This is a genomic window from Arthrobacter sp. ISL-5 (genome assembly GCF_018613835.1).
In the GTDB taxonomy this organism is placed as follows: domain Bacteria; phylum Actinomycetota; class Actinomycetes; order Actinomycetales; family Micrococcaceae; genus Arthrobacter.
Genome location: NZ_JAGGPM010000004.1, coordinates 65,143 through 89,495, shown reverse-complemented (window position 1 = coordinate 89,495; position 24,353 = coordinate 65,143). Strand labels below are relative to the sequence as shown.

General features: G+C 66.0%; 24 protein-coding genes and 1 tRNA gene. 5 read left to right on the top strand and 20 right to left on the bottom strand.

Going from position 1 to position 24,353, the window contains the following annotated elements; genetic code table 11:
• Positions 1 to 21 precede the first annotated feature (21 nt).
• From tatC to J7I89_RS01885, 15 genes are all read right to left on the bottom strand, one after another.
• Positions 22 to 816 carry a twin-arginine translocase subunit TatC gene (tatC, locus tag J7I89_RS01955; RefSeq protein ID WP_214966961.1) on the bottom strand — a complete coding sequence of 265 codons (795 nt, stop codon included), beginning with the start codon at positions 814 to 816 and terminating at the stop codon, positions 22 to 24.
• 48 nt (positions 817 to 864) lie between these two features.
• Entirely contained in the window at positions 865 to 1,146 is a 282-nt protein-coding gene (tatA, locus tag J7I89_RS01950) for a Sec-independent protein translocase subunit TatA (protein ID WP_214966787.1), read from the bottom strand.
• A gap of 32 nt (positions 1,147 to 1,178) precedes the next feature.
• The gene (locus tag J7I89_RS01945; protein ID WP_214966786.1) at positions 1,179 to 1,541 is read right to left on the bottom strand and encodes a hypothetical protein; all 363 of its coding nucleotides are present in this window, start codon (positions 1,539 to 1,541) and stop codon (positions 1,179 to 1,181) included.
• Positions 1,542 to 1,551: 10 nt separating this feature from the next.
• Positions 1,552 to 3,570 carry a YafY family protein gene (locus J7I89_RS01940; RefSeq protein ID WP_214966784.1) on the bottom strand — a complete coding sequence of 673 codons (2,019 nt, stop codon included), beginning with the start codon at positions 3,568 to 3,570 and terminating at the stop codon, positions 1,552 to 1,554.
• Positions 3,571 to 3,676: 106 nt separating this feature from the next.
• Positions 3,677 to 4,072: an FKBP-type peptidyl-prolyl cis-trans isomerase gene (locus J7I89_RS01935; RefSeq protein WP_056627232.1), complete on the bottom strand. Its 396-nt coding sequence runs from the start codon at positions 4,070 to 4,072 to the stop codon at positions 3,677 to 3,679.
• A gap of 41 nt (positions 4,073 to 4,113) precedes the next feature.
• A complete protein-coding gene (locus J7I89_RS01930; RefSeq protein WP_214966782.1) occupies positions 4,114 to 5,040 on the bottom strand; it encodes an FKBP-type peptidyl-prolyl cis-trans isomerase in 927 nt (308 codons plus the stop codon).
• A 113-nt stretch (positions 5,041 to 5,153) separates the two neighbouring features.
• On the bottom strand, positions 5,154 to 6,518 hold the full coding sequence (gene pafA, locus J7I89_RS01925) for a Pup--protein ligase (protein WP_214966780.1): 1,365 nt from the start codon (positions 6,516 to 6,518) through the stop codon (positions 5,154 to 5,156).
• Between the two features lies 1 nt (position 6,519).
• Complete coding sequence (gene prcA, locus J7I89_RS01920) at positions 6,520 to 7,227, bottom strand: proteasome subunit alpha (protein ID WP_214966778.1); 708 nt, start codon at positions 7,225 to 7,227, stop codon at positions 6,520 to 6,522.
• A gap of 1 nt (position 7,228) precedes the next feature.
• Positions 7,229 to 8,050: a proteasome subunit beta gene (prcB, locus tag J7I89_RS01915; protein WP_214966776.1), complete on the bottom strand. Its 822-nt coding sequence runs from the start codon at positions 8,048 to 8,050 to the stop codon at positions 7,229 to 7,231.
• 85 nt (positions 8,051 to 8,135) lie between these two features.
• Positions 8,136 to 8,336, bottom strand: a complete 201-nt coding sequence (locus tag J7I89_RS01910) for a ubiquitin-like protein Pup (RefSeq protein ID WP_214966775.1) — start codon at positions 8,334 to 8,336, stop codon at positions 8,136 to 8,138.
• A gap of 86 nt (positions 8,337 to 8,422) precedes the next feature.
• On the bottom strand, positions 8,423 to 10,042 hold the full coding sequence (gene dop / locus J7I89_RS01905) for a depupylase/deamidase Dop (protein ID WP_214966773.1): 1,620 nt from the start codon (positions 10,040 to 10,042) through the stop codon (positions 8,423 to 8,425).
• Between the two features lie 50 nt (positions 10,043 to 10,092).
• Positions 10,093 to 11,841, bottom strand: coding sequence for a proteasome ATPase (arc, locus tag J7I89_RS01900; protein ID WP_214966771.1), 1,749 nt, complete (start codon positions 11,839 to 11,841; stop codon positions 10,093 to 10,095).
• 82 nt (positions 11,842 to 11,923) lie between these two features.
• Positions 11,924 to 12,991 (bottom strand): tRNA (adenine-N1)-methyltransferase, encoded by a 1,068-nt coding sequence (locus tag J7I89_RS01895; protein ID WP_214966769.1) that lies wholly within the window; start codon positions 12,989 to 12,991, stop codon positions 11,924 to 11,926.
• A 101-nt stretch (positions 12,992 to 13,092) separates the two neighbouring features.
• Complete coding sequence (locus tag J7I89_RS01890) at positions 13,093 to 14,280, bottom strand: site-2 protease family protein (RefSeq protein WP_214966767.1); 1,188 nt, start codon at positions 14,278 to 14,280, stop codon at positions 13,093 to 13,095.
• Positions 14,281 to 14,291: 11 nt separating this feature from the next.
• Positions 14,292 to 15,035, bottom strand: coding sequence for an HAD family phosphatase (locus tag J7I89_RS01885; protein ID WP_214966766.1), 744 nt, complete (start codon positions 15,033 to 15,035; stop codon positions 14,292 to 14,294).
• Between the two features lie 161 nt (positions 15,036 to 15,196).
• Between J7I89_RS01885 and J7I89_RS01880 the strand changes: the two genes are divergently transcribed.
• A complete protein-coding gene (locus J7I89_RS01880; protein WP_214966764.1) occupies positions 15,197 to 16,105 on the top strand; it encodes a PAC2 family protein in 909 nt (302 codons plus the stop codon).
• On the opposite strand, the gene mshC is transcribed toward J7I89_RS01880, so the two are convergent.
• Together mshC and J7I89_RS01870 are read right to left on the bottom strand one after the other, a co-directional pair.
• Positions 16,102 to 17,379: a cysteine--1-D-myo-inosityl 2-amino-2-deoxy-alpha-D-glucopyranoside ligase gene (gene mshC / locus J7I89_RS01875; RefSeq protein ID WP_214966762.1), complete on the bottom strand. Its 1,278-nt coding sequence runs from the start codon at positions 17,377 to 17,379 to the stop codon at positions 16,102 to 16,104. The two genes, J7I89_RS01880 and mshC, sit on opposite strands and share 4 nt — an antisense overlap.
• Positions 17,380 to 17,394: 15 nt before the next feature.
• Entirely contained in the window at positions 17,395 to 18,228 is an 834-nt protein-coding gene (locus J7I89_RS01870; protein ID WP_214966761.1) for an undecaprenyl-diphosphate phosphatase, read from the bottom strand.
• A gap of 50 nt (positions 18,229 to 18,278) precedes the next feature.
• Between J7I89_RS01870 and J7I89_RS01865 the strand changes: the two genes are divergently transcribed.
• On the top strand, positions 18,279 to 19,214 hold the full coding sequence (locus J7I89_RS01865) for an aldo/keto reductase (RefSeq protein WP_214966759.1): 936 nt from the start codon (positions 18,279 to 18,281) through the stop codon (positions 19,212 to 19,214).
• A gap of 36 nt (positions 19,215 to 19,250) precedes the next feature.
• On the opposite strand, the gene J7I89_RS01860 is transcribed toward J7I89_RS01865, so the two are convergent.
• On the bottom strand, positions 19,251 to 19,520 hold the full coding sequence (locus tag J7I89_RS01860; RefSeq protein ID WP_214966757.1) for a hypothetical protein: 270 nt from the start codon (positions 19,518 to 19,520) through the stop codon (positions 19,251 to 19,253).
• Positions 19,521 to 19,559: 39 nt separating this feature from the next.
• Here J7I89_RS01860 and J7I89_RS01855 point away from each other — a divergent pair, with 39 nt between their 5' ends.
• Complete coding sequence (locus J7I89_RS01855; RefSeq protein ID WP_078027774.1) at positions 19,560 to 19,793, top strand: DUF5703 family protein; 234 nt, start codon at positions 19,560 to 19,562, stop codon at positions 19,791 to 19,793.
• Between the two features lie 41 nt (positions 19,794 to 19,834).
• Here the strand turns inward: J7I89_RS01855 and J7I89_RS01850 are convergent, their stop codons facing one another.
• On the bottom strand, positions 19,835 to 20,995 hold the full coding sequence (locus tag J7I89_RS01850; RefSeq protein WP_214966755.1) for an acyl-CoA dehydrogenase family protein: 1,161 nt from the start codon (positions 20,993 to 20,995) through the stop codon (positions 19,835 to 19,837).
• 8 nt (positions 20,996 to 21,003) lie between these two features.
• Positions 21,004 to 22,308, bottom strand: coding sequence for a M20/M25/M40 family metallo-hydrolase (locus J7I89_RS01845; protein WP_214966753.1), 1,305 nt, complete (start codon positions 22,306 to 22,308; stop codon positions 21,004 to 21,006).
• Between the two features lie 192 nt (positions 22,309 to 22,500).
• On the opposite strand from J7I89_RS01845, the gene J7I89_RS01840 reads away from it, so the two are divergent.
• Positions 22,501 to 22,583 (top strand) — tRNA-Leu (locus tag J7I89_RS01840).
• 674 nt (positions 22,584 to 23,257) lie between these two features.
• On the top strand, positions 23,258 to 24,349 hold the full coding sequence (locus J7I89_RS01835) for a hypothetical protein (protein WP_214966751.1): 1,092 nt from the start codon (positions 23,258 to 23,260) through the stop codon (positions 24,347 to 24,349).
• Positions 24,350 to 24,353: the final 4 nt, after the last annotated feature.

Genomic DNA, 24,353 nt, shown 5'->3' with positions numbered 1-24,353 from the left:
TCAAGCCTAGCCGGGACGGCGCTAGAGATTCCTCAGTTCGCTGCCCGGAGTCGCAATGTCTGCCGTGGCCTCGGTCTCAGCGGCCTGCTTCGCCGCGCGCCGGTCGCGCCGGCGGTCATTGACGATGCACAGGCCGATTGCGGCGAAGAAGAGGACCAGCAGGGGCCCGGCCAGCAGGAACATGGACAGGGCGTCGGCCCCGGGGGCCGCGATGGCGGCCAGCACGAAGACGAGGAACACCGTGATGCGCCATGCCTTCATGATGGTGTGCCCGCGGATGATGCCTGCCATGTTGACGCCGACGAGGACCACCGGCACCAGGAATGCCAGGCCGAGGAACAGCACCATGCGGGTGACGAAGTCCACGTAGTCCCGTGCGTCAATGAGGTTTGAGAACCCCGCGGGAGTAAATTGCGTCAGCGCGCGGACAACCTGGGGCGTGACCATCCAGCCTACCCACACGCCGGCGAGGAAGAGCGGGACCGCAGCGGCCATGTAGCCGAGGGTGTACCGCCTCTCTTTTACGGTCAGCCCCGGGGTGATGAACGCCCACAGCTGGTAGATCCAGATCGGACTGGAAATCACGGCGCCGATCAGCAGCGCCAGCTGGAGCTTGAAGTCGAAGGGCGACGCGATGCTCGAGAAGTTCACGGACGACGTGCCGCCCGTGTGCTCCGCAATCCGGTCCACGGGTTCCTTGAGCGCGCTCAGTACCGGGTCGTAGAGGATCCAGCCGCCGACGCCGCCGATGACCAGCCCGATGGCAGATTTGATCAGCCTGTTCTTGAGTTCGTTCAGGTGATCCATGAGGGCCATGCGGCCCTCCGGGTTGGCTTTGCGGCCCTTCGTCAGTGCCACTTCAGGTCAAGCGCGGTTCGACGGCGGGACGTCGGTGCCGTCGGTCGGTTCGCCGTTTGCTGTCCTGGACTGCGGGTGGTTCACGACCCTGCCCTCGACGGGGTCGGTGCCATCATTGGCAGCCTCAGGCTTGCCATCGTTCTTCATTTCCTTGACCTCGGATTTGATGATCCGCATGGACTGGCCGAGGCTGCGGGCCATGGCCGGAAGCTTAGGCGCCGCGAACAGCAGCAATGCCACGATGATGATAATTACGATGGGCCACGGGCCATCAAAGAGTCGTCCCACTGGAAGTCCTTTCGTCTGCTTACATCCTACGTTTATCTGAATTCGATGTCGCGCAGCGCCTGGGGCTGGCCCCGTTCCGCCTTGCGTTGGATTCGGCGCTGGCGCCGCGCTTCTCTGCGGGCAGACTTGGATGCGTGGTAATCATGTCGCATCCGGTGCGGCGAGGCAAAGACAGCCGCTCCGGGCGGGGCTGCGGCGGCGTGGGACGTGCCTTCGCCGGGCGTGCCGGCCTCCGGAACGGGGGCGGGCAGGTGCCCCAGCTTCTCACCGGCGGCACCGAGCTCCTTGACCGTGGCCATGAACTGGCGGAACAGCCTGACGCCCATCACCACGAAGAACAGGAGGGAAAGCGCTATCAGCGCAATCCAGAGAAGGATCCATGACCACCAAGGCATGCTGAGTAGTCTAGCTGGCGTACCGGGCCAGGGCCGCGTCGATCCATTCCCGGGACGCCTCCGCAAGGGCTGCAGGCGCCAGGATCCGGACCGTCCCGCCGTGCTGGGCCACGAACATCGGCAGCCATGACGTGTTGCCGAACCTGATCTCGGCCACCATGCCGCCGTCGGGCAGCGCCGCGGTCCGCTCGGCGTAATAGTCGTCCGCAAGGCCGGCGCCCCTGCCGGTGAGCTGAACGGTCACCAGGGTGTCGTCGTCGTTGGGCGTGAAGAGTTTTGCCGGGAACCCGCCGTCGGGCTTGACCGGGGAGGCTATGGGCTTGCCGTTCGGCGTGAGGTCCTCGATGCGGTCGAGGCGGAAGTTGCGCAGCCCGGCGGCCGAGTGGCAGTACGCCTCGAAGTACCAGGTGTTGTCCATGGAGTAGAGCCGCAGCGGGTCCACGTCCCGCTCCGAGAGGGAATCCTTCTGCGCGGAGAGGTAGACAAGGTGCAGCTGCGACCCGGATTCGATGGCGCTGCGGATGAGGTCGAGGTTCGCGGAATTGGCCGGTCCCACCTCGGGACCGGAGAGCGCACCGGCGCGGAGCCCTTCCTCCCCGGCAGCCGCCATGAGCTTGAGTGTGACCGATTCCAGGGCGTTTCCCTCGGCGAGCTCGGGGAGGCCGTTCAGCGTCTCCAGCCCCGTCAGCAGGGCGCAGGCCTCGTCCACGGTGAAACGGACGGGCCTGTTCAGTTCCAGCGACTGGCTGATGAAGACGTGGTCGTCCTCCCACTGGATGTCCAGGAGCTCGTCGGGGTAACCCTGCGGGAGCCCCGAGCAGATCAGGATCAGCAGATCATTCTCAAGTTCCCTGCGCGTCACCCCGAACCTGTCCGCGACGTCCTGGATATGCAGTCCCTGGTTGTGGACCAGGAACGGAACCAGCTGCAGCATCCGCTTGAGCTGGTCTTCCGAGGTCCGTTTGCGGGGCCGCTTGCCGGGTCCGGCGTCAGCGAAGTCGAAGGAAGGCGCCGGCGCGGCGGCGAAGGCGGCGGCACTCGCCAGCCGGCGCTGCACGGCCGTTGCGAGTTCAGCGGGAGCCGCCACCCTGACGTTCGGGCCGTAGGAGGCCAGTTCCTCCCCCAGCAGCTCAGCGTCGCGGTACGGCACCGCCAGGCGGTCCCAATCGCCGTCGGCCCCTGCCTCTTCAGCCACCGCCTCTTCAGCCACAGCGTCTCCAGCCACGACGGCGGCCGGCGCGGAGCGCTTCCGCAGCCCCAGCAGCCGTCCCTTCCGGACGTCCACGACGGCGGAGGTGAGCGGCAGCTCCGGAAGGCCGGCCAGTTCCGCCCGCACGTTGAAGGCGGCAGGAGGCGTGAATCCCTCCTTCTCCAGCACCGTGACGGCCGACGTGAAGCGTGAGAGCCGGAAGTGGCGCTGGGCGCCGCGTACCCTGTCATGACCCACGAGATACCACTGCCCAAAGCGGCTGCCGAGGCCCCAGGGCTCAACCACGCGCTCCTCCTCCTTGCCGGTGCTGCCGGCGAGGTAGCGGAAGCGGACCGGATGCTGGGCGTGCATCGCCGCAACGAGGTCTTCGAAGGCCTGTCCGGCCGGCTTGATGCGGGGCTGGACACCGGCCGGAAGCTCGACGTCGGCAAGGCCGCCGGAAGCCTGGAGCTTGCGCATGGCGTTCGTGGCGGCGGCGCCCAGGGCGGCCTGCTCCCACAGCTGCGAGGCCAGCAGCAGTACCGTCCATTCGTCCGGGGTGAGCTCCACGTCAGGCAGCCGGTTCGATTCCTTGCCGATCCGGTAGCGCGTGGTGGCTGGGTCTTCCGAGTTCCAGCCGTGGTCCATGACTGTTTCGACGTCAAAGCCGAACTCGCGCAGGTCATTCTTGTCGCGTTCGAACATCCGGCCGAAGGCGGCGTCGTTGGCAGCGCCGGCGCGGTAGATCTTCTCCCGGAGTTCGCTGCGGCGCAGGCCGTACTTGGAGTTCAAAAGGGCGATCAGGAGGTTGAGCAGGCGCTCGGTTCGTTGGGCGGACACCCTGGTTACGTTACTAAAGCTGCCCGGGTTAAACCGCGGAAGCGCGGAAACAGTTCGGAAATTCCATCCGATTGTTACCGCGCTTCCGGTGCTCAGCCAGCAGTGCCTAGCGGACGCCCACGAGGTCCACGACGAAAATCAGGGCTTCGTTGGGGCCGATCGCCCCGCCGGCGCCACGGGAACCGTAGGCCAGCTCCGAGGGGATCTCGAGGCGGCGGCGGCCGCCGACCTTCATGCCCAGCAGGCCCTGGTCCCAGCCCTGGATGACCTGGCCGACGCCGACCCGGAAGTCCAGCGGGGCGCCGCGGCCCCACGAGGCGTCGAACTCTTCGCCAGTGGACCAGGCGACGCCCACGTAGTGGGTTGAGACGGTGTCGCCGGCTTTGGCCTCCGGGCCGCTGCCTTCGATGAGGTCGGTGATGACGAGCTCGGTGGGAACCGGGCCTTCAGGGAAGTCGATTTCCGGCTTCTGGCGGTCGAGGTCTCGCTGCCCAAATGACATGGTTGCTCCTTCTGTTTGGATGGGAAACTGCTGTGGCGAACTTACTTGGTGCCCAGGATGTCGACGACGAACACGAGGTCGCCCTTGGCGTCCCCCTGGCCGGCATCGCCGTAGGCGAGGTCCTTGGGGATGACGAGCAGCACACGGGAGCCCACCGTCTTGCCGGTCAGCCCCTGGGTCCAGCCCTTGATGACCTTGTCCAGTCCGAACGAAGCCGTCTCCTTGCGGTCAAAGCTTGAATCGAACTTCTTGCCGCTGGCCAGGGCCACTCCCACGTAGTTGACGGTCAGGGTGTCAGTGGCCTTGACCTCGGGCCCCTTGCCCTTGATCAGGTCCTGGGCGATGAGTTTCTTCGGGGCGGCGACGCCCTTGACGGCGATTTCCGGGACGCCGTCCTTCTCGGTCACGGTCGGCAGTCCGGCCGGCGGCGTGACGGCGTCACCCTCCGGCTTCTCGAGCACCTTCGGTGCGTCCTTGGCGGACAGGACCTTGATGATCAGGAGCTGGGTCGGCTGGGCTTCGGCGCCTTCGGCGGCAGCCTTGCCGGGTATGGCCAGGGCCAGCTGCGAGCCCACCTTGGCTCCGACAAAGGCGTTGTACACGATTGCGCTGCCGGTCTTGAGCTTCTCGTTCAGCTCGAGCGGTTCGGGGTCGCGGGGGAAGCTGTCATCCAGCGTTGCACCGTCCTTGCCGTTCAGGGCCAGCACGGAGATCTCGGCGATCTGGTTGGCTTTGACACGCTCGCCGCTGCCTTCCGTGACCACCTTGACGGTGGGCTCGGCGACGTCGAGGGGCTTGGTGAACTCTACGCCCGGTGCTTTCTTGTCTCCGTTGTCCGTCAGCTTGAGGGAGTCCAGCTTGGCGGTCTCACCCGCGGACTGGCTGGTCGGTTCCGGGGCTGCAGGCTGGCCGCCGCAGGCGGTCAGCAGCAGCAGTCCGGGAATGAGAATTGCTAGTAGTCGGCGCACGTAAGAACTTTCGTCGGGGCAAGATGGATGCGTTGCCGCGGTAGGTGATACCCACGGCAAGGCAGTCAGGGCCGCAAAACAGCCTATTCCAGAGTAACGCGTGAAGCTGGGTATCAGCCCATAGACTCCAGAAGCGCATCCACGCGCTCGTCCACATTGCGGAACGGATCCTTGCAGAGGATGGTCTGGTGGGCGCGGTCGTTGAGCTTCAAGTGAACCCAGTCCACCGTGTAATCGCGTCCCAGTTCCTGGGCCCTGCGCACGAAATCGCCGCGCAGCTTGGCACGGGTGGTCTGCGGCGGCGCATCGACCGCGTCCTTGATGGCCGTCTCGTCGGTGACCCGCCGGACGGCACCCCGTGACTGCAGGAGGTAGTACAGGCCGCGGCTGCGGGAAATGTCGTGGTAGGTAAGGTCCAGCTGCGCGATCCGCGGAGCGTCAAGCCCCAGCCCGTGCCGGTTGCGGTAGCTGTCCATGAGCTTTTTCTTGATGGCCCAGTCGATTTCGGTGTCGATGGTGCTCGTGTCGCCGCTTTCAATGGCGCGCAGGGTCCTCCCCCACAGATCCAGGATCAGGGGCACGTGCCGGTTATGCGCTCCGTGCTCCTGAACGAAGGCCGTGACCTTGTTGAGGTACTCCTGCTGGATCTCCAGCGCGGTGAGCTGGCGCCCGTTGGCGAGCCGGACCAGTGCCCTGCCGCTCAGGTCGTGGGAAATCTCCCGGATGCTCCGGATCGGGTTTTCCATCCGCATGTCCCGCATGATCACGCCGGCCTCAATCATCCGCAGGATGAGGTCAACGGTGCCGACCTTGAGCAGGGCCGTGGTCTCGGACATGTTCGAGTCGCCGACAATCACGTGGAGGCGGCGGTAGAACTCGGCGTCCGCGTGCGGTTCGTCACGTGTGTTGATAATCGGACGGGAGCGGGTGGTGGCGGAGGAGACACCCTCCCAGATGTGGTCCGCGCGCTGGGAGAAGGCGTACGTGGCGCCATGGGGCGTCTTGAGGATCTTGCCCGCGCCGGCGATGAGCTGGCGGGTGACAAGGAACGGAATGAGGATTTCCGCCAGCCGGGTGAACTCGCCGCGGCGCGGTATGAGGTAGTTCTCGTGGCTGCCGTAGGAGTTGCCGGCGGAGTCCGTGTTGTTCTTGAACAGGTAGACCGTCCCGTTGAATCCTTCGGCCGCGAGCCTGGACTGGGCCTCGTCCACGAGGTCATCCAGTATGAGCTCGCCGGCGCGGTCATGGGCGATCAGTTGGGCGAGGTCGTCGCATTCGGCGGTGGCGTACTCCGGGTGCGAGCCGACGTCCAGGTACAGGCGGGACCCGTTGGTGAGGAAGACATTCGAGGACCGCCCCCAGCTGACCACTTTCCGGAACAGGTACCGGGCCACTTCCTCGGGCGCGAGCGGGCGCGAATCAGGGCTCGAATAGGAAATGCCGAATTCGGTCTCGATACCGAAGATCCTCTTGTCCATTTCAGTTCTCCTCAGCCAGCAGTTCCATGACGTCGACGTCGGACAACCTGCGGAATGCCCGGCGGGTCCCCCTGCCGCTTTCCGAGCCGCGGTCCAGGACCGCTACCTCCAAAGCCTTGGCCGGCAGCTCGGGCGACTCATTGTCCGTCACGAGGCCCTTCACGGCGAGGCGGATGGCCGCCGCGAAGGAAAGATCACGCTGCCAGCCGGCCTCGACAGCTCCCGAGACTTTGTCAGCCTGCCCGCCCATCACAATGAAGCCGTGTTCGTCGGCGATGGAGCCGTCGAATGTCAGCCGGTAGAGATGGTCACGGTCCTGGGACGGTCCGACCTCTGCCACGGCGAGCTCCACCTCGAACGGCTTCTGCTCCGCCGTGAAAACCGCGCCCAGGCTCTGCGCGTAGACGCTGGCCAGGCCGCGCGCGGTGACGTCATCGCGGTCGTAGGAGTACCCGCGGACGTCGGCATAGCGAACCCCGGCCTGGCGGAGGCTTTCAAATTCGTTGTACTTGCCGACAGCCGCGAAGGCGATTTTGTCGTAGATCTCGCCGATTTTGTGGAGCGAGGGAGACGGGTTTTCGGCTACGAGGGCGATGCCGTCTTCGCAGCTCACGACGATCACCGACCGGCCCCGCGCGATGCCTTTCCGTGCGAAGTCCGCACGGTCCTTCATCAGCTGTTCAGGTGAAACATAGAACTGCTGGGTCATGTCAGGCCTCCCGCCGGGCAGCTGCCCTGGACTCGATGATGGTCCCCGCGACGGCGGCGAGTTCCCGTTCGGCGACGCGCCTCGCGCCGGCACGGTTGACGGTGTAGACGACGGGCCACAGCTGGCGGACAGGGTCCGGTCCGCCGGTGGCCGAGTCGTCGTCGGCCGCATCGTACAGGGACTCGACGGCGACCGACACGGCTTCGTCTTCCACGAGGTTGGGGCGCCAGAGCTTCTTCAGGGCGCCGCGCGCGAACATTGCGCCGGAGCCTACGGCGTGGTGCTCCTGCTCCTCGTACCGGCCGCCGGTCACGTCGTAGGAGAACAGGCGGCCCACCCCGGCCGCGGTGTCGAAGCCGGCGAACAGGGGCACCACGGCGAGTCCCTGGAGGGCCATGGGCAGGTTTCCGCGGATCATCGCGCCGAGCCGGTTGGCCTTGCCGTCCAGGCTCAGCAGCGTTCCTTCGATCTTCTCGTAGTGCTCCAGTTCAACCTGGAACAGCCGCGTGAGGTCGATCGCGATGCCGGCGGTCCCGGCGATGCCGAGCACCGAGTACTGGTCCGCGGGAAAGACCTTCTCGATATGGCGGCTGGCGATGATGTTCCCCATCGTGGCCCGGCGGTCACCCGCCATGACGACGCCGCCCGCATACGTCATGGCGACGATCGTGGTGGCGTGCGGCACCTGCGGCGGCTGACCGGCGGACGGGCCGAACTCGAAGGGCCGGTTGTAGGGAAGCAGTTCCGGACGGTCGCGTTGGAGATGCTCAGTGAACGATGACGTCGCGTTGGCGGCTACCTTGTTGGCTGTTGTCTCCTGCACTGGTGCACTCCTTCAACGTGGTAATTCAGCGGCTGTCCGGTACCTCAGGCCTCCGTGCCCGGTGCGGGTTAGGGGCGCTGCCGGGCTACTGCCCGCCCTTTTGCACGAACGCCCGGACGAACTCTTCCGCATTGGATTCCAGGACGCCGTCGATCTCGTCCAGGAGATCGTCAACGCCCTGCGTTGATGCGGATGCCTGTCCCTCGGCCGGTGCCGGCGGCGCGGGGACCTCTTCCTCGACCTCGCTGTCGCGTGGCTGCGGCTGCTGTTGCTCCTGCCCTGCCATGTTCATCTCCTTCTTACAGTCCCGCCGCTTCCGACAGGACATCCTGTATGCCCATATTGCCACGCAAAGCGGCTCTTCGGGACGCTTTATGCCGGTGGCGGAGCAGGTGCGTTTCCAAGCAGTTCCGCAAGGAAGGGCCCGGCCTCCCGGTGCCGGGCAAATAGGGCCCCGGTCAGCGCTTTCGTGCCGCGGAGCGGCTCCCTCGTGGGGACGCGCTGCAGCCTGCCGTAACCGGGCACATCAAAGATCACCGAGTCCCAACTGGCCCCCACCACGTCCTTGCTGAAGCTGCTGACGCAGCGTCCGCGGAAGTATGCCCGGGTGTCCGACGGCGGTTCCGTCACCGCGGCGGCGATGTCGGCGTCGTTCACGATCCGTTGCATGCGCCCCCTCGTCAGCAGCCGGTAGTACAGGCCCTTTTCGGGCCGGATGTCCGCCCACTGCAGATCCACCAGCCCCAGGCGGGCGTCGTCCCAGGCGAGGCCGTCACGCTGCCGGTATCCCTCCAGGATGGAGAGCTTGGCCAGCCATTCCACGGACGTCGCCGCGGCGGCGCGGTCGCTGTCCAGTTGCGTGAGCGTGGCGGCCCACCGGTCCAGCACGGCGTGCGTGTGGCCGTCGCCGTCCACGGCATCGGCAACACCGGTGTCCTGCGCCAGCTTGGCGGCGGCCTCGTGGTATATCCACTGCAGATCCAGCGCCGTTACCCGGCGGCCGTCCATCAGCCGGATCTTTGCGGTCAGCGAGGTGTCGTGACTGATGGCCTGCAGGGCCGCCACCGGCTCGTGGACTTCGATCTTGGGCGCGAGCCCGGCCTCGATCAGGCTCAGGACCATCGCGGTGGTGCCGAACTTGAGGTAGTTGGACACCTGGCTGAGGTTGGCGTCGCCAATGATCACATGCAGACGGCGGTACTTGTCCGCGGTGGCGTGCGGTTCGTCCCGGGTGTTGATGATGGGGCGGCGGATGGTGGTCTCAAGGCCGACTTCCGCCTCGAAGAAGTCCGCCCGCTGGCTGATCTGGTAGCCCGGGCGGGAGCTGTCCTGGCCGATTCCCACCCGTCCCGAGCCGCAGATGATCTGGCGGGTCACGAAGAACGGGGTCAATCCCCGCACGATGTCGCCGAACGGCACCGAGCGGGGCATCAGATAGTTTTCGTGGCTGCCGTAGGACACCGACTTGTTGTCGGTGTTGTTCTTGTAGAGGTTGACGGGCGGGAGCTCCGTGTCGCCGGCCAGCCTCCGGACGGCGGACAGCGCCACGAGGTCCCCGGCCGCGTCCCAGGCCACGGCGGCGGCCGGGTTGGTCACCTCCGGGCTGGAGTATTCCGGGTGTGCGTGGTCCACGTAGAGCCGTGCCCCGTTGCCCAGGACCATGTTCATCAGGAGCGAGCCGGACTCGTCTTCGCCGTCAAGTTCCAGCTCGTCGCGTCCGTAGGCCAGCGCCACCGCCTCGGCGTCGAGCACCGGAGGCTGGTCGGTCAGCTGGCTCGGATGGGCCTGGCCCCGTTCCAGCGTCCAGCCCCGGGCGTCGTGAAGCGGTTCCTCGTCCGTGTAGTCCCACCGGGTTTCGGCGCCGCCGGCAGCCCTGAGCCGGGTGACCTGGGCATAAGCCTGGACCACCCGCGCGGACATCATGGTGGCGTTGGCGCCGGGTGCGGAGGGCGCATGAATGCCGTATTCGGTTTCCGACCCCATCACCCGCATGGCGCCTCCCGCGGGCAGGGCTCCCCCCGGCGCTGACTCGGAGCCGGGCGTCACAGGTACTGGCCCGTGTTGGGCATCGTCTCGATGGATTTGCCTGGCTCCTGTCCGGCCTTACCCTGAACGATGGTGCGGATGTACGTGATGCGCTCACCCTTCTTGCCGGAGATGCGTGCCCAGTCATCCGGGTTCGTGGTGTTGGGCATGTCCTCGTGCTCGCGGAACTCATCGACGACCGCGCGGAGCAGATGGTCGATCCGCAGGCCCTTCTGCTGCGTGGTCAGCAGATCCTTGATGGCATATTTCTTTGCGCGGTCGACGACATTCTGCACCACTGCGCCTGAGTTGAAGTCCTTGAAGTACAGCATCTCGGTATCGCCGTTGGCATAGGTGACCTCGAGGTACTCGTTGGACTTTTCCGTGGAGTACATGGCCTCGACGGTCCGCTGGATCATGGCATCGACTGTCTCCTGCACGTCGCCGTCGTGCTCGACGAGGTCGTCCGCATGGAACGGAAGGTCCGTCGTGATGTACTTCCTGAAGATGTCAGCCGCCGCTTCGGCGTCCGGACGCTGGATCTTGACCTTCACGTCCAGGCGGCCCGGGCGCAGGATAGCGGGGTCGATCATGTCCTCGCGGTTGGATGCACCGATGACGATCACGTTGTCCAGCCGTTCCACGCCGTCGATTTCGCTGAGGAGCTGCGGAACGATGGTGGTCTCGACGTCGGAGGAAATGCCCGTGCCGCGGGTGCGGAACAGGGAATCCATCTCATCGAAGAACACCACGACGGGGCTGCCGTCCGAGGCCTTCTCGCGGGCGCGGGAAAAGATCAGCCTGATGTGGCGTTCGGTTTCGCCGACGTACTTGTCGAGGAGTTCCGGTCCCTTGATGTTGAGGAAGTAGCTCTTCAGGTCGATGTTGCCGGAACGTTCTGCCGCACGCGCTGCGAGGGAATTTGCCACGGCTTTGGCGATCAGCGTCTTGCCGCAGCCGGGAGGGCCGTACAGCAGGATGCCCTTGGGTGCCTTGAGCCCGTGCTCGCGGTACAGGTCCGGGTGCAGGAACGGGAGCTCGATGGCGTCGCGGATCTGTTCGATCTGCGGACCCAGGCCGCCGATGTCCTCGTAGGTGATGTCCGGAACTTCCTCGAGGACCAGGTTTTCCACCTCGGACCGCGGGACTTTTTCCAGGGCGTAGCCGGTGCGGGAATCGATGGACAGGGCATCACCCACGCGGAGCTTCTCCGCCAGGAGCGGCCCGGCGAGCCGGATGACGCGTTCCTCGTCTGCCCGGCCAAGGACCAGGGCGCGGTCCGGGCCCAGCATTTCCTTGAGCGTGACGAGTTCCCCGGCGCGCTCGTAGCCGAGGCCGGCCACCACCAGGAGTGCCTCGTTCAGGAGGACTTCCTGGCCGACGGCAAGCTGGTTGATGTTGACCAGGGGGCTGATGCCCACCCGCATTTTCCGGCCTGCGTTGAAAATGTCCACCGATTCCTCGGTGGCGGCCTGGCCGCTGCTGCCGGCAGTGGCCTGCCGCCTGTGGTTCAGCTGGAGGACGGTGCCGAAGCTGTACGGCGGCTGCCCCTCCTGGTCGAGGGCGTTTTTCAGCCTCAGGATCTCCGACTTTGCCGTTTCCAGCATCGCCACGAGCTTGGTGTTGTTTTGCGTGGCAGCCGCCATCTGACGGTCGATATGCCGTAGCTTATCCCGGAGGATGTTGACCTGCCGGTCTGCGACAGACAGCTCGTTGGCCGCCTGCTCGGCCGGCGTAGGTACGGAGTCATTGTTCGGCGTCTCCATGATGCATCAGCCCCTTCCTGCGCTTCTCTTAAGACCATAGCCCCAAGTCGGCGGGTACTGCTGAAGACATCCGAAATGCGGACTAGTTTGTGATCTCCGGATCGTCCTTGACGTTGGTGCCCGCGATGGCGTCCCTCGCCGCGCGCCGCAGTTTCTTGTCGGAAACCAGGCGTTCTCCCACCGCGCCCGGTGTCCAGGCGTTGACGTCCTCCTCATTGAAGTCCGTTTTGGACGGGCGCCGCTTCACCGATATTCCGGTGACACCGTCGGCGAGCCGGCGGGTAACCAGCAGGAAGCCGGTGTGCGCGACCATTCTGTGGTCGGGACGCACGGCGAGGCCTTCAAGGTGCCAGCCGCGGACCATGGATTCCCAGGCATCCGGTTCCGTGAAGCGGCCGTCCGCGCGGATGGCCTCGGCCGTGCGGGAAAGCTGGGTGACGGTGGCAACGTAGTTGATCCAGACGCCGCCCGGAGCGAGGACCGTGGCCACGGCGTCGAGGCATTCCCAGGGGGCGAGCATGTCCAGCACCACGCGGTCAATGGATCCGGGTTCTTCGCTGCGGACCACTTCCTCCTGGAAATCTCCGAGCGAGATCTTCCAGGCCGGGTGCGGGCCGCCGAAGATGGTTTCCACGTTGCCGCGGGCGATCGCGGCGAATTCCTCGCGGCGTTCGAAGGAGTGGAGATAGCCGTGGTCCCCTACCGCGCGGAGCAACGAGATGGAGAGCGCACCGGATCCCACGCCCGCTTCCACCACCCTGGCGCCGGGGAAGATGTCCGCCATGGTGACGATCTGGCCGGCATCCTTGGGGTACACCACGGCGGCACCGCGGGGCATGGAAAGGACGAAGTCGGACAGCAGGGGGCGCAGGGTCTGGTACTGCTGCCCCACGTTGTTGACCACCACGGAGCCGTCCACCTTGCCGATGATTTCGTCGTGGTTGAGGAAGCCGCGGTGCGTGTGGAAGGCGCCGCCGGCCTCGAGGCTGATCGTATTCATGCGGCCGCGCTCGTCCGTCAGCTGGACGCGTTCACCTTCGCGGAAGGGGCCTCGCCGCCGGGCAGCGCCGACCGGCTGGTCCCCCGTGCCGGCTGCTCCGGCGTCGGAGTGGCCGGTGCTGGTCCCGTTGGCGGCAGATTCGCTGCTCATGAATATTCCTCGCTCCTGTAAAGCTGTGTTGCCGTGTCCCGTGGCGGTGCGGCAGGGGTGGGCCATGTCTCGGCTGCCGATTTCACGACCGGCACGTAACTCTACCGGTTCTGGTCCTGCGGCCGTGTGTTTTCACGGGGTGGCTTGCCTGTAATGACGGTCACCACGGTGGACTGACGCAGGAGGCCTGTCACCCGGCCGTTGTGGTCAATCACCGCGTAGTCGTGGCCTTCCAGCTGGGCGAGATACTGGAGCAGTTCCTGGCCCTTGGACCATTCGGGCACATATGCCCCGGCTCCGAGGACGGGGGCTACGGCGCTGGCCGGTGTGACTGCCGCCGCCGAAGCGGGAACCGCCGCCAGCGCCACCGGGTCAACCACGCTAGTGGGCCTGCCGTCCGATGCGTAGAGTACGACGGCGGGCCCGCCGCCCGCTGTCACCCGCAGGACGTCGGCAACGGTCGCCGATTCGGGAAGGCCGACCGCCGGTTCAGCCAGCGCTGCGGCGCTCACCAGGTGCAGCCTGCTGCGCAGGCGGCCCTGCTGGATGGAGCCGGAAGCGCCCATCCAGAGGAATCCGCACACCAGCACGGTGATGAGCAGCGTGCTGGTGTCGGGCTCGCCTCCGCGAACCAGGGGAAGGGCAACGAACCACAACGCCAGGGCGATGACAATGATTCGCCCGCCCCAGCCGGCCGCGATGGTGCCCTTGGCGTGGCTGCCGGTGGCCTTCCAGACCGCGGATTCCACCAGCCGGCCGCCGTCCAGGGGCAGCCCGGGCAGCACATTGAAAATGCCGATCACGAGGTTGGCCCAGAGGAAGATGTTGGTCAGGATGTCCGCCACGCCGGTCGGGTGCAGGGCAGAGACCACGAGCCAGGTAGCACCCGCCAGCGCGAAGTTCGCGGCCGGGCCAGCCATCGCCACGAGCACGGAACGCCCGGGAGTGGCCGTGAAGCTCTCGAACTGGGTGTGGCCGCCCCAGAGGTTGAGGACGATCTTCTCGCTGGGCCAGCCGTACATCTTTGCCGTCAGGGCGTGGGCTAGCTCGTGGACCAGAACCGAGACCAGCAGCAGCAGGGCGTAGGCGAAAGCCACATAGTACGCTCCGGCTCCCAGGGCGGGGTTCCTGAATGCCAGCACGGGGCCGTAGGCGGCCACGGTGAAGGCGGCGATGACGAACCAGGAGTAGGCGAGGATGACGGGAACGCCGCCGATCCTGCCCAGCGGGATGCCCTCGCGGAGGCTGCGGCGCGCGGGCCGCTGCCCGGTTGAAGCGGGATCTGACACGTGCTGGCTCCTTAGTTGACGCTGTCCAGCGTTGAGGCACGCACAGCTGAGGCATGCGCACGGGACCCGTGCCGGCGCGCAACCAGCTCCTCAAGGTCCGCCACGGTGCGGTCTTCCAAGGAATCCCACATGGCCCGGCGCGGATCTTCGGGCAACGGCACGATGTGCGGAATCGCGACTGTCACCGCTCCGGATGCGACGGCCGCGGCGACGCCGGGGGCTGAGTCCTCAAGGGCCACGCAATGCGCCGCCGTGAGCCCGGGGTCCTGCTGCTGCAGCAGTTCAACGGCTTTGAGATACGCCTCGGGGTGCGGCTTGCCCTGGGTGACGGTGTCGCCGGTGACCAGGAACTCGAAGTAGGGCTGCGGAAGGCTCGCCACGATTTCCCGGGCCAGGGGTGTCTCTGACATGGTCACAAGGGCACAACGCACGCCGGCGGTGAAAAGTTCATCAAGCAGCTCGCGGGCACCGGGCCGCCACGGGACGTGGTTCCGCACCCGGCTGATGACCTGTGCGGTGAGCGTATCGATGATTTCCCGGACCTCCAGCTGCACACCGGCGCGCTGGAGGACGCCGGCTGAATGCACCAGGGATTGACCCACGAGCTGCATCGCCTGCTCATGGGACCACGTCCCGCCATGTGCCTCAACGAGACCGTGTTCGGCCTCGATCCAGTACGGCTCGGTGTCGACGATGGTGCCGTCCATGTCCCATAAAACGGCCTTAAGCAGGGGCTGATCGGCAGAAGATTGCATGGTCCCCAGTCTACGGGGCCACCAGACTGCCACTGCCCGGGTAGGGCGGGCCTACGCCCTCGGCGAATATGTCGGCGGGACAGGGCTGCTTTCCTGGCCATTGTCAGGATGTGGCGGTTCATTCAATGCATCGGGAACGGTTGTGGACGTAGGGTGAAGGGATGAATAGCTTCGACGACGGAGACACCACCGAACCGGGCGCCGCGCCCGAGACGGAGCAGCTGCTGCAGCCTGTTCCCGAGGGCCAGCGCATCACGGTGATGCTGGCTGCCTTCGAGGGCTGGAACGATGCCGGGGAAGCTGCCAGTGACGCACTCCGCTATCTGAATAGGCTCTGGGGCGGCAAGAAGGTGGCATCCATTGATGCCGACGAGTATTACGACTTCCAGTTCACGCGGCCCACCGTCAGGCGTACGGCGTCCGGCGAACGGAAGATCAAATGGCCGTCCACCCGGATTTACAAGGCCAGTGCCCCCGGGACGAACGTGGACGTGATTTTCATCCAGGGAACCGAACCGTCGTACAAGTGGCGCGCCTACACGGCAGAGCTGCTGGTTCATGCCGAAGCCCTCCACGTGGACTATGTGATCCTTGTGGGGGCACTGCTGGCGGACGTGCCGCACAGCCGGCCCATCCCGGTCAGCACATCAACGGATGACGGCGCCCTGCGAGAGCGGCTGAACCTGGAAGCCTCGCAGTACGAAGGTCCGGTGGGCATCGTGGGAGTCCTGTCCGAGGTGTCCCTGCTGGCGGGCATTCCCACCGTGTCTCTCTGGGCTGCGGTGCCCCACTATGTGGCGCAGGCCCCGTCGCCCAAGGCGCAGCTCGCGCTCCTGCACCGCATCGAGGAACTGCTGCAGGTCCCGCTCGATACCCATGAGCTGGCCGAGGAGTCCGATGCCTGGGAACGCGGCGTCAACGAGCTGGCCACCGAAGACCCCGAAATCGCGGCCTATGTGCGGCAGCTGGAGGAAGCGAAAGACACCGCCGACCTTCCCGAGGCCAGCGGCGAGTCCATCGCCCGGGAATTTGAGCGCTACCTCAAGCGGAGGGGCAAGGACAAGCCTTAGAGTTCGACGCCGAGCAGCGAGTTGACGGCGTCGCTCACCAGCGACCGGTCCGCGGCGGACGCCGCTTCTTCGCCTGCCAGCGCCAGCGCCGCCCAGCTGTCCACGGACGCCAGGGCAGCGGGCGCGTCAAGGTCGTTGGAGAGCGCCGCGCGCATGGCCGCAATGAGGGCCGCTGCCGACCCGGCGGGCGTGACTGCCAGCGCCGCGCGCCAGCGTTCGAGCCGTTCCTTGGCCTCTGCGAATCCTTCGGCCGTCCAGGACCAGTCAGAGCGGTAATGGTGTGCCAGGATGGCCAGCCGGATCGCTGCCGGTTCCTCCCCTGCCGCCCGCAGCTTCGACACCAGGACCAGGTTGCCCTTGGACTTGCTCATCTTTTCGCCGTCCAGGCCAACCATTCCGGCATGGGCAAAGTGCTCCGCCAAAGGCACTCCGGAGAGCGAATAGGCATGGCCGGCGCCCATTTCATGGTGCGGGAAGACGAGGTCTGAGCCCCCGCCCTGCACGGTGAATGGTGCTGGCAGGTACTTCTGGGCTATCACCGTGCACTCGATGTGCCAGCCGGGGCGCCCCTCCCCCAGCAGGCCGCCATCCCAGCGGGGCTCGCCGTCACGCGCAACGCGCCACAGGAGGGGATCCAGGGCCTGGCGCTTGCCGGCACGGCCGGGGTCGCCGCCCCGCTCCGCGAACAGCTCAAGCATCTCGGACTCCGGCAGGCCGGAAACCGCGCCCAGCGTCCAGGCGTCGACGGTGACGGCATGCTTGACGGCGGCCTCGACGTCGTAATATACGTCCCCGTCCGGCTCGCCCGGCGTTCCGGTGACACGGTACGCCAGACCGTCCTGGAGGAGCTGCTCGATGGCGGGGACGATCAGCGGCATCGACTCGACAGCGCCGATGTAGTGGTCAGGGGCCAGCACGTTCAGCGCTGCCATGTCGGTCTGGAACAGCTCAATCTGGCTGGCGGCGAGTTCGCGCCAGTCAACGCCGGTTTCGGCTGCGCGTTCAAGCAACGGGTCATCGACGTCCGTGACGTTCTGGACGTAGGAAACGTGCTGCCCGCCGTCCCGCCAGGCCCGGTTCAGCAGGTCGAAAGCGACGTAACTGGCGGCGTGACCCATGTGGGTGGCGTCATACGGGGTGATTCCGCAGACGTACATCGACTGCTCGCCGTTGGCCTCGAGTGTCACGACACCGCCGGCGACCGTGTCGTACAGCCGGAGGGCGGGCATTGTGCCCGGCAGTTCAGGAACGGGGCGGGATATCCAGGACTTCACAGCCCAAGCCTAGTGCTAGGCGCTGATGACATTGAAACCGAGCAGCAGGTACAGCGCCAGACCAAGAAAGATGCGGTACCAGACAAACAGCCGGTAGCTGCGCGTGGAAATGAACTTCAGGAACCAGCCGATGATGACGTATCCCACAAAGAAGGCAATGACCGTGGCCAGGGCCGTCTCGGGCAGGCCGTAGGGCCCGCTCACCCCCTCCTTGGACACCACTTTGAACAGCTGGTAGAGGCCGCTGCCGAACACGGCGGGAATGGCCAGGAGGAATGAGTACCGGGCAGCCGCCTCCCGTGTGTAACCCATGAGGAGGCCCGCCGTGATGGTGCCGCCGGAGCGGGACACGCCGGGAATCAGGGCCATGGCCTGGGCAAGCCCGTAGAGGATGCCGTGTTTGTACGTGAGGCAGGTGAGATCCCGGTCCTGCTTCGCGACCGCGTCCGCCACGGCCAGGATTAGGCCGAACACAATGAGGGTGGTGGCCACGATCCACAGGCTGCGCAGCACAGATTCAATCTGGTCCTGGAACAGCAGGCCCAGGACAATGATGGGCAGGCTGCCAAGGATCACCAGCCAGCCCATCCGGGCGTCGGGGTCCTGGCGGGAGACGCGTCCGGCCAGGGATCCGAACCAGGCCTTGACGATGCGGACAATGTCCCGCCAGAAGTAGACGATCACAGCCGTTTCGGTACCGAGTTGCGTGATTGCCGTGAAGGCTGCCCCGGGGTCCGCCGCATTCGGCAGGAAGGACCCTACGATCCTGAGGTGGGCGCTTGATGAAATAGGGAGGAATTCGGTCAGTCCCTGCACAAGACCCAGCAGGGCCGCTTCAATCCAGTTCACGCTAAGACCCTACGTCATGATGATGGTGGTTTCCCCGTAAGCTTGCTGCTATGCAGCAGCGTTACATCGGCAACAGCGGGCTACGATCCTCGGCCCTGTCCCTCGGCACCATGACATGGGCCCGTGAAACGGATGACCAGGATGCCTCGGAACTGCTGCGGACTTTCGTGGACGCAGGCGGCACGCTCGTAGATACCGCGGCCTCCTACGCGGACGGGCAGGCGGAGGCCTTGCTGGGCGCCTTGCTCGGCGACGTCGTCTCCCGCACGGAAGTGGTCATCTCCACCAAAGCGGGCGTGTCGCCGTCGGACGGACGGCAGAAAGTGGACGCTTCGCGGAACGCGATGCTCTCCGGGCTCGACGCCAGCCTCGCCCGGCTGGGGACCGACTACGTCGACATCTGGTTCGCCCAGGCGTGGGACCCCAATGTTCCCCTGGATGAGACCCTTTCGGCGCTGGACTTCGCGGTCCGAAGCGGCCGTGCCCGCTACGCGGGCATTTCCAACTACAACGGCTGGCAGACTGCCAAGGCCGCGGCGGTGGCCGGGTTCCCGCTCGTGGCCAACCAGTCGGAGTATTCGCTGGTGCGCCGGCAGGCGGAGGCCGAGCTGATCCCCGCCATCGAGGATGCCGGGCTGGGGCTGATGGCCTGGGCTCCGCTGGGGCGCGGTGTCCTGACCGCCAAGTACCGCGGGCATGTCCCCGCCGACTCACGCGCTGCCGGAACCAGGCTCGCGACGTATGTGGAACCGTACCTGGAGCAGCCGGCGTCGCGCGTCGTGGAGGCGGTTGCCATGGCGGCCCGTGGCCTGGGCAGGTCGTCCTTGGATGTGGCGCTCAGCTGGCTGCTGACCCGGCACGGCGTGGCTACGGCCATCGTGGGCGCCCGGACTCCGGTGCAGCTCAAGGAGATCCTGGATTCACAGCTGACGCCGCTGCCCGCGGAGATTGCCCGGGCTCTTGAGGACGTCTCCAGCAGCTCCTGAGTCCTCGTAGGACTTCGTCAGTCCTCCAAGATCCGGTCAGTCCTCCAGGATCTCGAGATCCTCGTCGTCGTCCACTTCGCCGTCTTCGTCTTCGTCCTCTTCCTCGTCATCGAACACCTGCAGCGGTGTCACTTCGTTGTATGCCTCATAGAGGGCGTCCTCGTAGACTTCGAAAGCATCAGCAACTGCAAAGAAAGCGGCTTCCACGGAGGGGTCACCATCGCCCCGACGTGTTGAAGCTGCAACCAGATGTTCTTCCAAAGCGGCGGTCAAGGACTGAAGCGCGACACGCGGATCGATGCTCATGCCTTCACGTTAGCGGGAAAAGGACGAAAATGGAGAGCAATGAAGGAACATTTTCTGACCAGCTCGGTCCTGCGGGAACGGGACTATGTGAGGCAGTACGAGTACCTGGTACTGACGGTCAGTCCTGACGATTCACTGCCCGAAGCACGCCGCCGGCTGGTTGAACATTCGGAGTACGGCAAGTGGGAACTGGAGCGCAGCCGGCTGTACGTGGGCGGCGGCAGGCGTTTCTGGCTGCGGCGCCGGGTCACGCAGGTGCAGCGCACCGTATAGCCTTCCGGGCCCGCCGCGGTCCGGCTACAAAGCCCTGATCGCTAGTCTTCGAGCGGGCCGAGCCAGGCGTTCGCCACCGTGTTGTGCGCCGACTCATCGTCCGAGGGATGGAACATTCCGGCAAGCACGTCACGGTACAGCCGTTCGAGTTCGGATCCCCGGAAGTAGCTGGAGCCCCCGGAGACGCGGATGGCCAAGTCCACCACGCGCCGCGCCGTTTCCGTCGCACGCACTTTAAGGCCCACGAGCCTGGAGAACCACAGGCTTCCGTGGTCCACCAGCTGGTCAACATCCCGGGCGACCTCCGCGAGCTGGGGGTAGAGCGCCTCCATCGCCATGGCTGCGTCCGCCACCTTCCAGCGGATATCCGGATCCTGGGCGAGGCTGCGTCCGCCGTTCTTGAAGGAGGTCCTGCGCTTGGCAGCCTCCACGCCCAGGAGAAGGGCGCGCTCGCCGATGCCGGCATAGACGCCGGCAAGGAGCGTCTCAAAGCACGCGAAGATGGCGAAGATCAGCGGATCCGCGTTGGGCCCCACCGGCAGCTTCCGGAAGATGCGGTCCGCCGGCACCTCGGCGCCCTCCAGCACGGTGGTGTTGGACTGGCTGGCGCGCATTCCCAGCGTGTTCCAGTCCTCGAGGATCCTGTACCCAGCGGAGCCACGCTCCATGAACCCGTGCACCAGTTCACCCTCGCCGTCGCGGGCAGCGCTGTCCTTGCCGAAAATCCCCAGCCGGGTCCAGGCCGGCGAGAGGCTGGTGAAGATTTTCGTGCCCGTAAACGAATAGCCGCCGTCCGGGAGGGGCCTCGCTTCCGTCAGGGAATCGAAGAGGACGGAGTCGTTGCCGGCCTCGGAGTTCCCGAACGCGAAGATCTCCCCGGCGGCTGCCTCCCGCAGCACGAAGTCGAGGGTCGAGTCGCCCCGTGCCGCCAGGACGCGCGCCACCCCGGTCCACACCAGGTGCATGTTGATGGCAAGCGCCGTGGCCGGGGCGGCCGTCGCAAGCCGCCGCTGGCACCTGGCCGCCGCTTCGAGACCGAAGCCGGATCCGCCGTCGGACACCGGAACAAAAACCTTCAGGTAACCTGCAGCGGCGAGTTCATCGAGATCTTCCGAGAAAAAGGCATTCCTCTCGTCATAGCCTGCCGCCCTCCCGCGGATGCGTTCGAGCAGATCGTCGGGCAGCAGCTGTTCGGGGTCCACGGGACGGCTCAGTAGTTGGTGAGCAGGGTGTTCAGGACCCGTGCGCCGAACTTCAGCGAGTCAGCGGGAACCCGTTCGTCCACGCCGTGGAACATGCCCGTGAAGTCCAGATCGTCCGGCAACTGGAGCGGGGCGAAACCGTACCCGGTGATGCCGAGCTTGCTGAGGGCCTTGTTGTCGGTGCCGCCGGACAGTGTGTACGGCAGGACCTTGGCCCCCGGGTCCTCCGAGTGCAGGGCATCGATCATGGAATCCACGAGGTTGCCGGAAAAGGGGACCTCGAGGGAGACGTCGTTGTGCACGTAGCTGACGTCCACCCCGCTGCCGGCCAGCTCGCGCACAATCTCCAGTACCTGCTCCTGCTGGCCGGGAAGGGTCCGGCAGTCCACCAGGGCCTCGGCTGATTCGGGAATGACGTTGTGCTTGTAGCCGCCCCTCAGGAGGGTCGGGTTGGACGTGTTCTGCAGCGTGGCGCCGACAAAGCGGGCCACCGTGCCCAATTCCTTCAGCAGCCTCTCCGGATTGTCCGGATCGAACTCGACGCCGGTGAGTTCCGTTACGCCGTCGAGGAACTGACGCGTGGTGGCCGTCAGCTCGATGGGCCATTGGTACTCGCCGATGCGCGTCACGGCGCCGGCGAGGCGGGTGATGGCGTTGTCCGTGCTGATCTGTGAGCCGTGGCCGGCCCGGCCGTGGGCGACCAGCCGCAGCCACGAAATGCCCTTCTCCGCCGTCTGCAGAAGATAGGTGCGCTGCCCGCCGATGGTGGCGGAGAATCCGCCCACCTCCGAGATCGCCTCCGTTGCCCCCTCGAAGAGCTCCGGGCGGTGCTTGACGGCGAACTGGGAGCCGTGGACGCCGCCGGCCTCCTCATCGGCAAAGAAAGCAAAGATGATGTCGCGCTTTGGCTTGCGGCCCGTCCTGGCGAAGTCCCGCAGAACGGACAGGATCATGGCGTCCATGTCCTTCATGTCCACGGCACCGCGGCCCCAGATCAGCCCGTCCTTCAGCTCGGCGCCAAACGGATCCACCGACCATTGCTCCCGGAGCGCCGGGACGACGTCCAGGTGCCCGTGCACCACCAGTGCGCTTGCGGAGGGGTCCTCCCCCGCCAGCCGCGTGACCACGCTGGCCCGGCCCGGCTCCGACTCGAAGATCTCCGCGTCCAGCCCCACCTCGGAAATCAGGCCGGCGGTGTATTCGGCCGCCGCGCGTTCGCCCGGCCCGGAACCGTCCCCGAAGTTGGACGAATCGATGCGGATGAGCTCCTGGCAGATGGTGACGACTTCGTCCTCTGGCCGGATGTGAGACATTGATCACTCCTTAATGCATGGGAATGCGGATTCACGCGGGCTGTGGCGGGTTTTGGCCGCCGGAACACGTAGGTTCAGCCTACCCAGTCGGCCCGATTCCATGTTTGCCCAAAGTTCGTGTTAGAGTTTTTCTCGCTGCTTCGGAGAGATGCGAAACGCTGAAAGGCGGAACGGGTCCCCGAATCACCACCTGCGCGGGTGGCGGAATGGCAGACGCGCTAGCTTGAGGTGCTAGTCCTCGAAAGGGGGTGGGGGTTCAAGTCCCCCTCCGCGCACAAGGGAAAACCCCTAGAATCCAAGGATTCTAGGGGTTTTTTTCTGTCTCCGCCCAGGGTACCCCTTCTACCTAACGCGCTTACGGGATACGTCCCCCAATGTACCTAACAGATCACTCGGCGTTGCCCGTCCACACTTGGCTCTGGCGGGAGCACGAAATTACCTAGGTGGGACGCGACATAAAAGCGAGTACTCACTACTGGTGTTTACGAGTACTCACTACTGGTGTTTAACGGGCGGGGCCGGCCATATGCTCTTTTTTCGAGGGTGCCAACAACGAGGACGAAGCCCTCGAGATGATTCCCTGGCGAGGTGAGGCAATGAGGATTCATGAAACTGCAACTTGGGCGGAGGAAGAGCCCGCGTGGCTGCCTCCCGAGTTCCGTTGGGTCGTGGGGTCCTCGTACACCGGGCAGCCTGGCTCGTACATCCTCCTCGAGCCGAGCTCGGTCGTGCACGATCTCGTCCCAAGCGACCGGGCCCGTTGGGCGTACTTCAGGGGGCGGTGCTGGGCGGAAGGGCGCAGCAAGGCCGAGGTGGCCCGGCTCGCGGACGCTGCACAAGCCTTGGGCAGTGAGCGTTCCTATGTGACACCGCGGACACCGTCGACCCGGCCGACACCGTTCACACCAGCAACACCATCCGACTGACACCACCCAGACAGGGGACGACCATGCGCACCCGGCAGACCAAGGCACTGCACTTCGACATCCACGGCCGCGTCAACATCCGCGTCGACGCAAAGGCGCCGGCAGCGACCCAGCTCCAGAGCATGTTGGCGTGTTTCGCCACCGACACCGAACGGCCGGCCGACATCGTCGTCGATGACCGGCCGGAGCCGATGCCGGATGCGGGTCTGCTCGAGCACGAGCTCGCGTATACGGGGAACAGCGTGCGCTTCCAAGACGATCGGGTCCAGGTCGTGAGGGACGCAGAGCAGTGGCGCATTCACGGGCCGGGCGAGCTGTTGACCTCCGTGGTCCCTGTTCTCGATGCCGCCATGGTCGGTCGAGGAGCCGGCATGATCCACGCGGCAACGATGGCGTACCGGGGTCACGCGATCGCGCTTCCCGCCGCCGGAGGGACCGGTAAGACGAGCACCGTCGCCAAGCTGATGCGGCGCGAGGGGTGGTCGTTCATGGGCGACGACTGGGCCTTCCTCGCCGAGGACGCCACGCTGCTCGGCTACGCGAAGCCGATGTTCATCAAGCCGCACCACCGGGCCATCTACCCGCACCTCTTCGAAGGTGTCCGGAAGCCCCTCGTCCCGTCACGGCTCTCGCAGAGCGTCAGCCGTCTCACCACGGTGGTGCACCCGTACGTCATCCGTTATCCGCGCCTCGCGGACTTCTCCCGGCGATGGTCGCCGGAGCACCGCATGGTCGTGCCGGGGACCGCGTTCCCGGGGCGAGAAGTGACCACCTCGGCCCCGCTCGCGGCCGCGGTCTACGTCGAGCGCTTCGAGGGCGCCCGGTCTCGGATCGTCGAGCGGACGACCGAGTGGATGGTCGACCGGATGCTCGGCAACTTCCACATCGAGATGGCGGGCTTCTCGCAGCGGGTCGTGACCGGCCTGGCGGCCACGTCCGTCGTCCCGTGGCGCGAGCACTTCGCGGCGAAGGGGGTCGTGCTGAGCAAGGCGCTCGACGGACGGCCCTGCCACCTGCTGCAGGTGCCCTCCGTGTTCACGGCGGACGAGGCGTCGGACGACATCGTCCGGTATCTCGAGCAGCTGCTGCCGTCGGTCCTCGACGAGCAGGCCTGAGGGG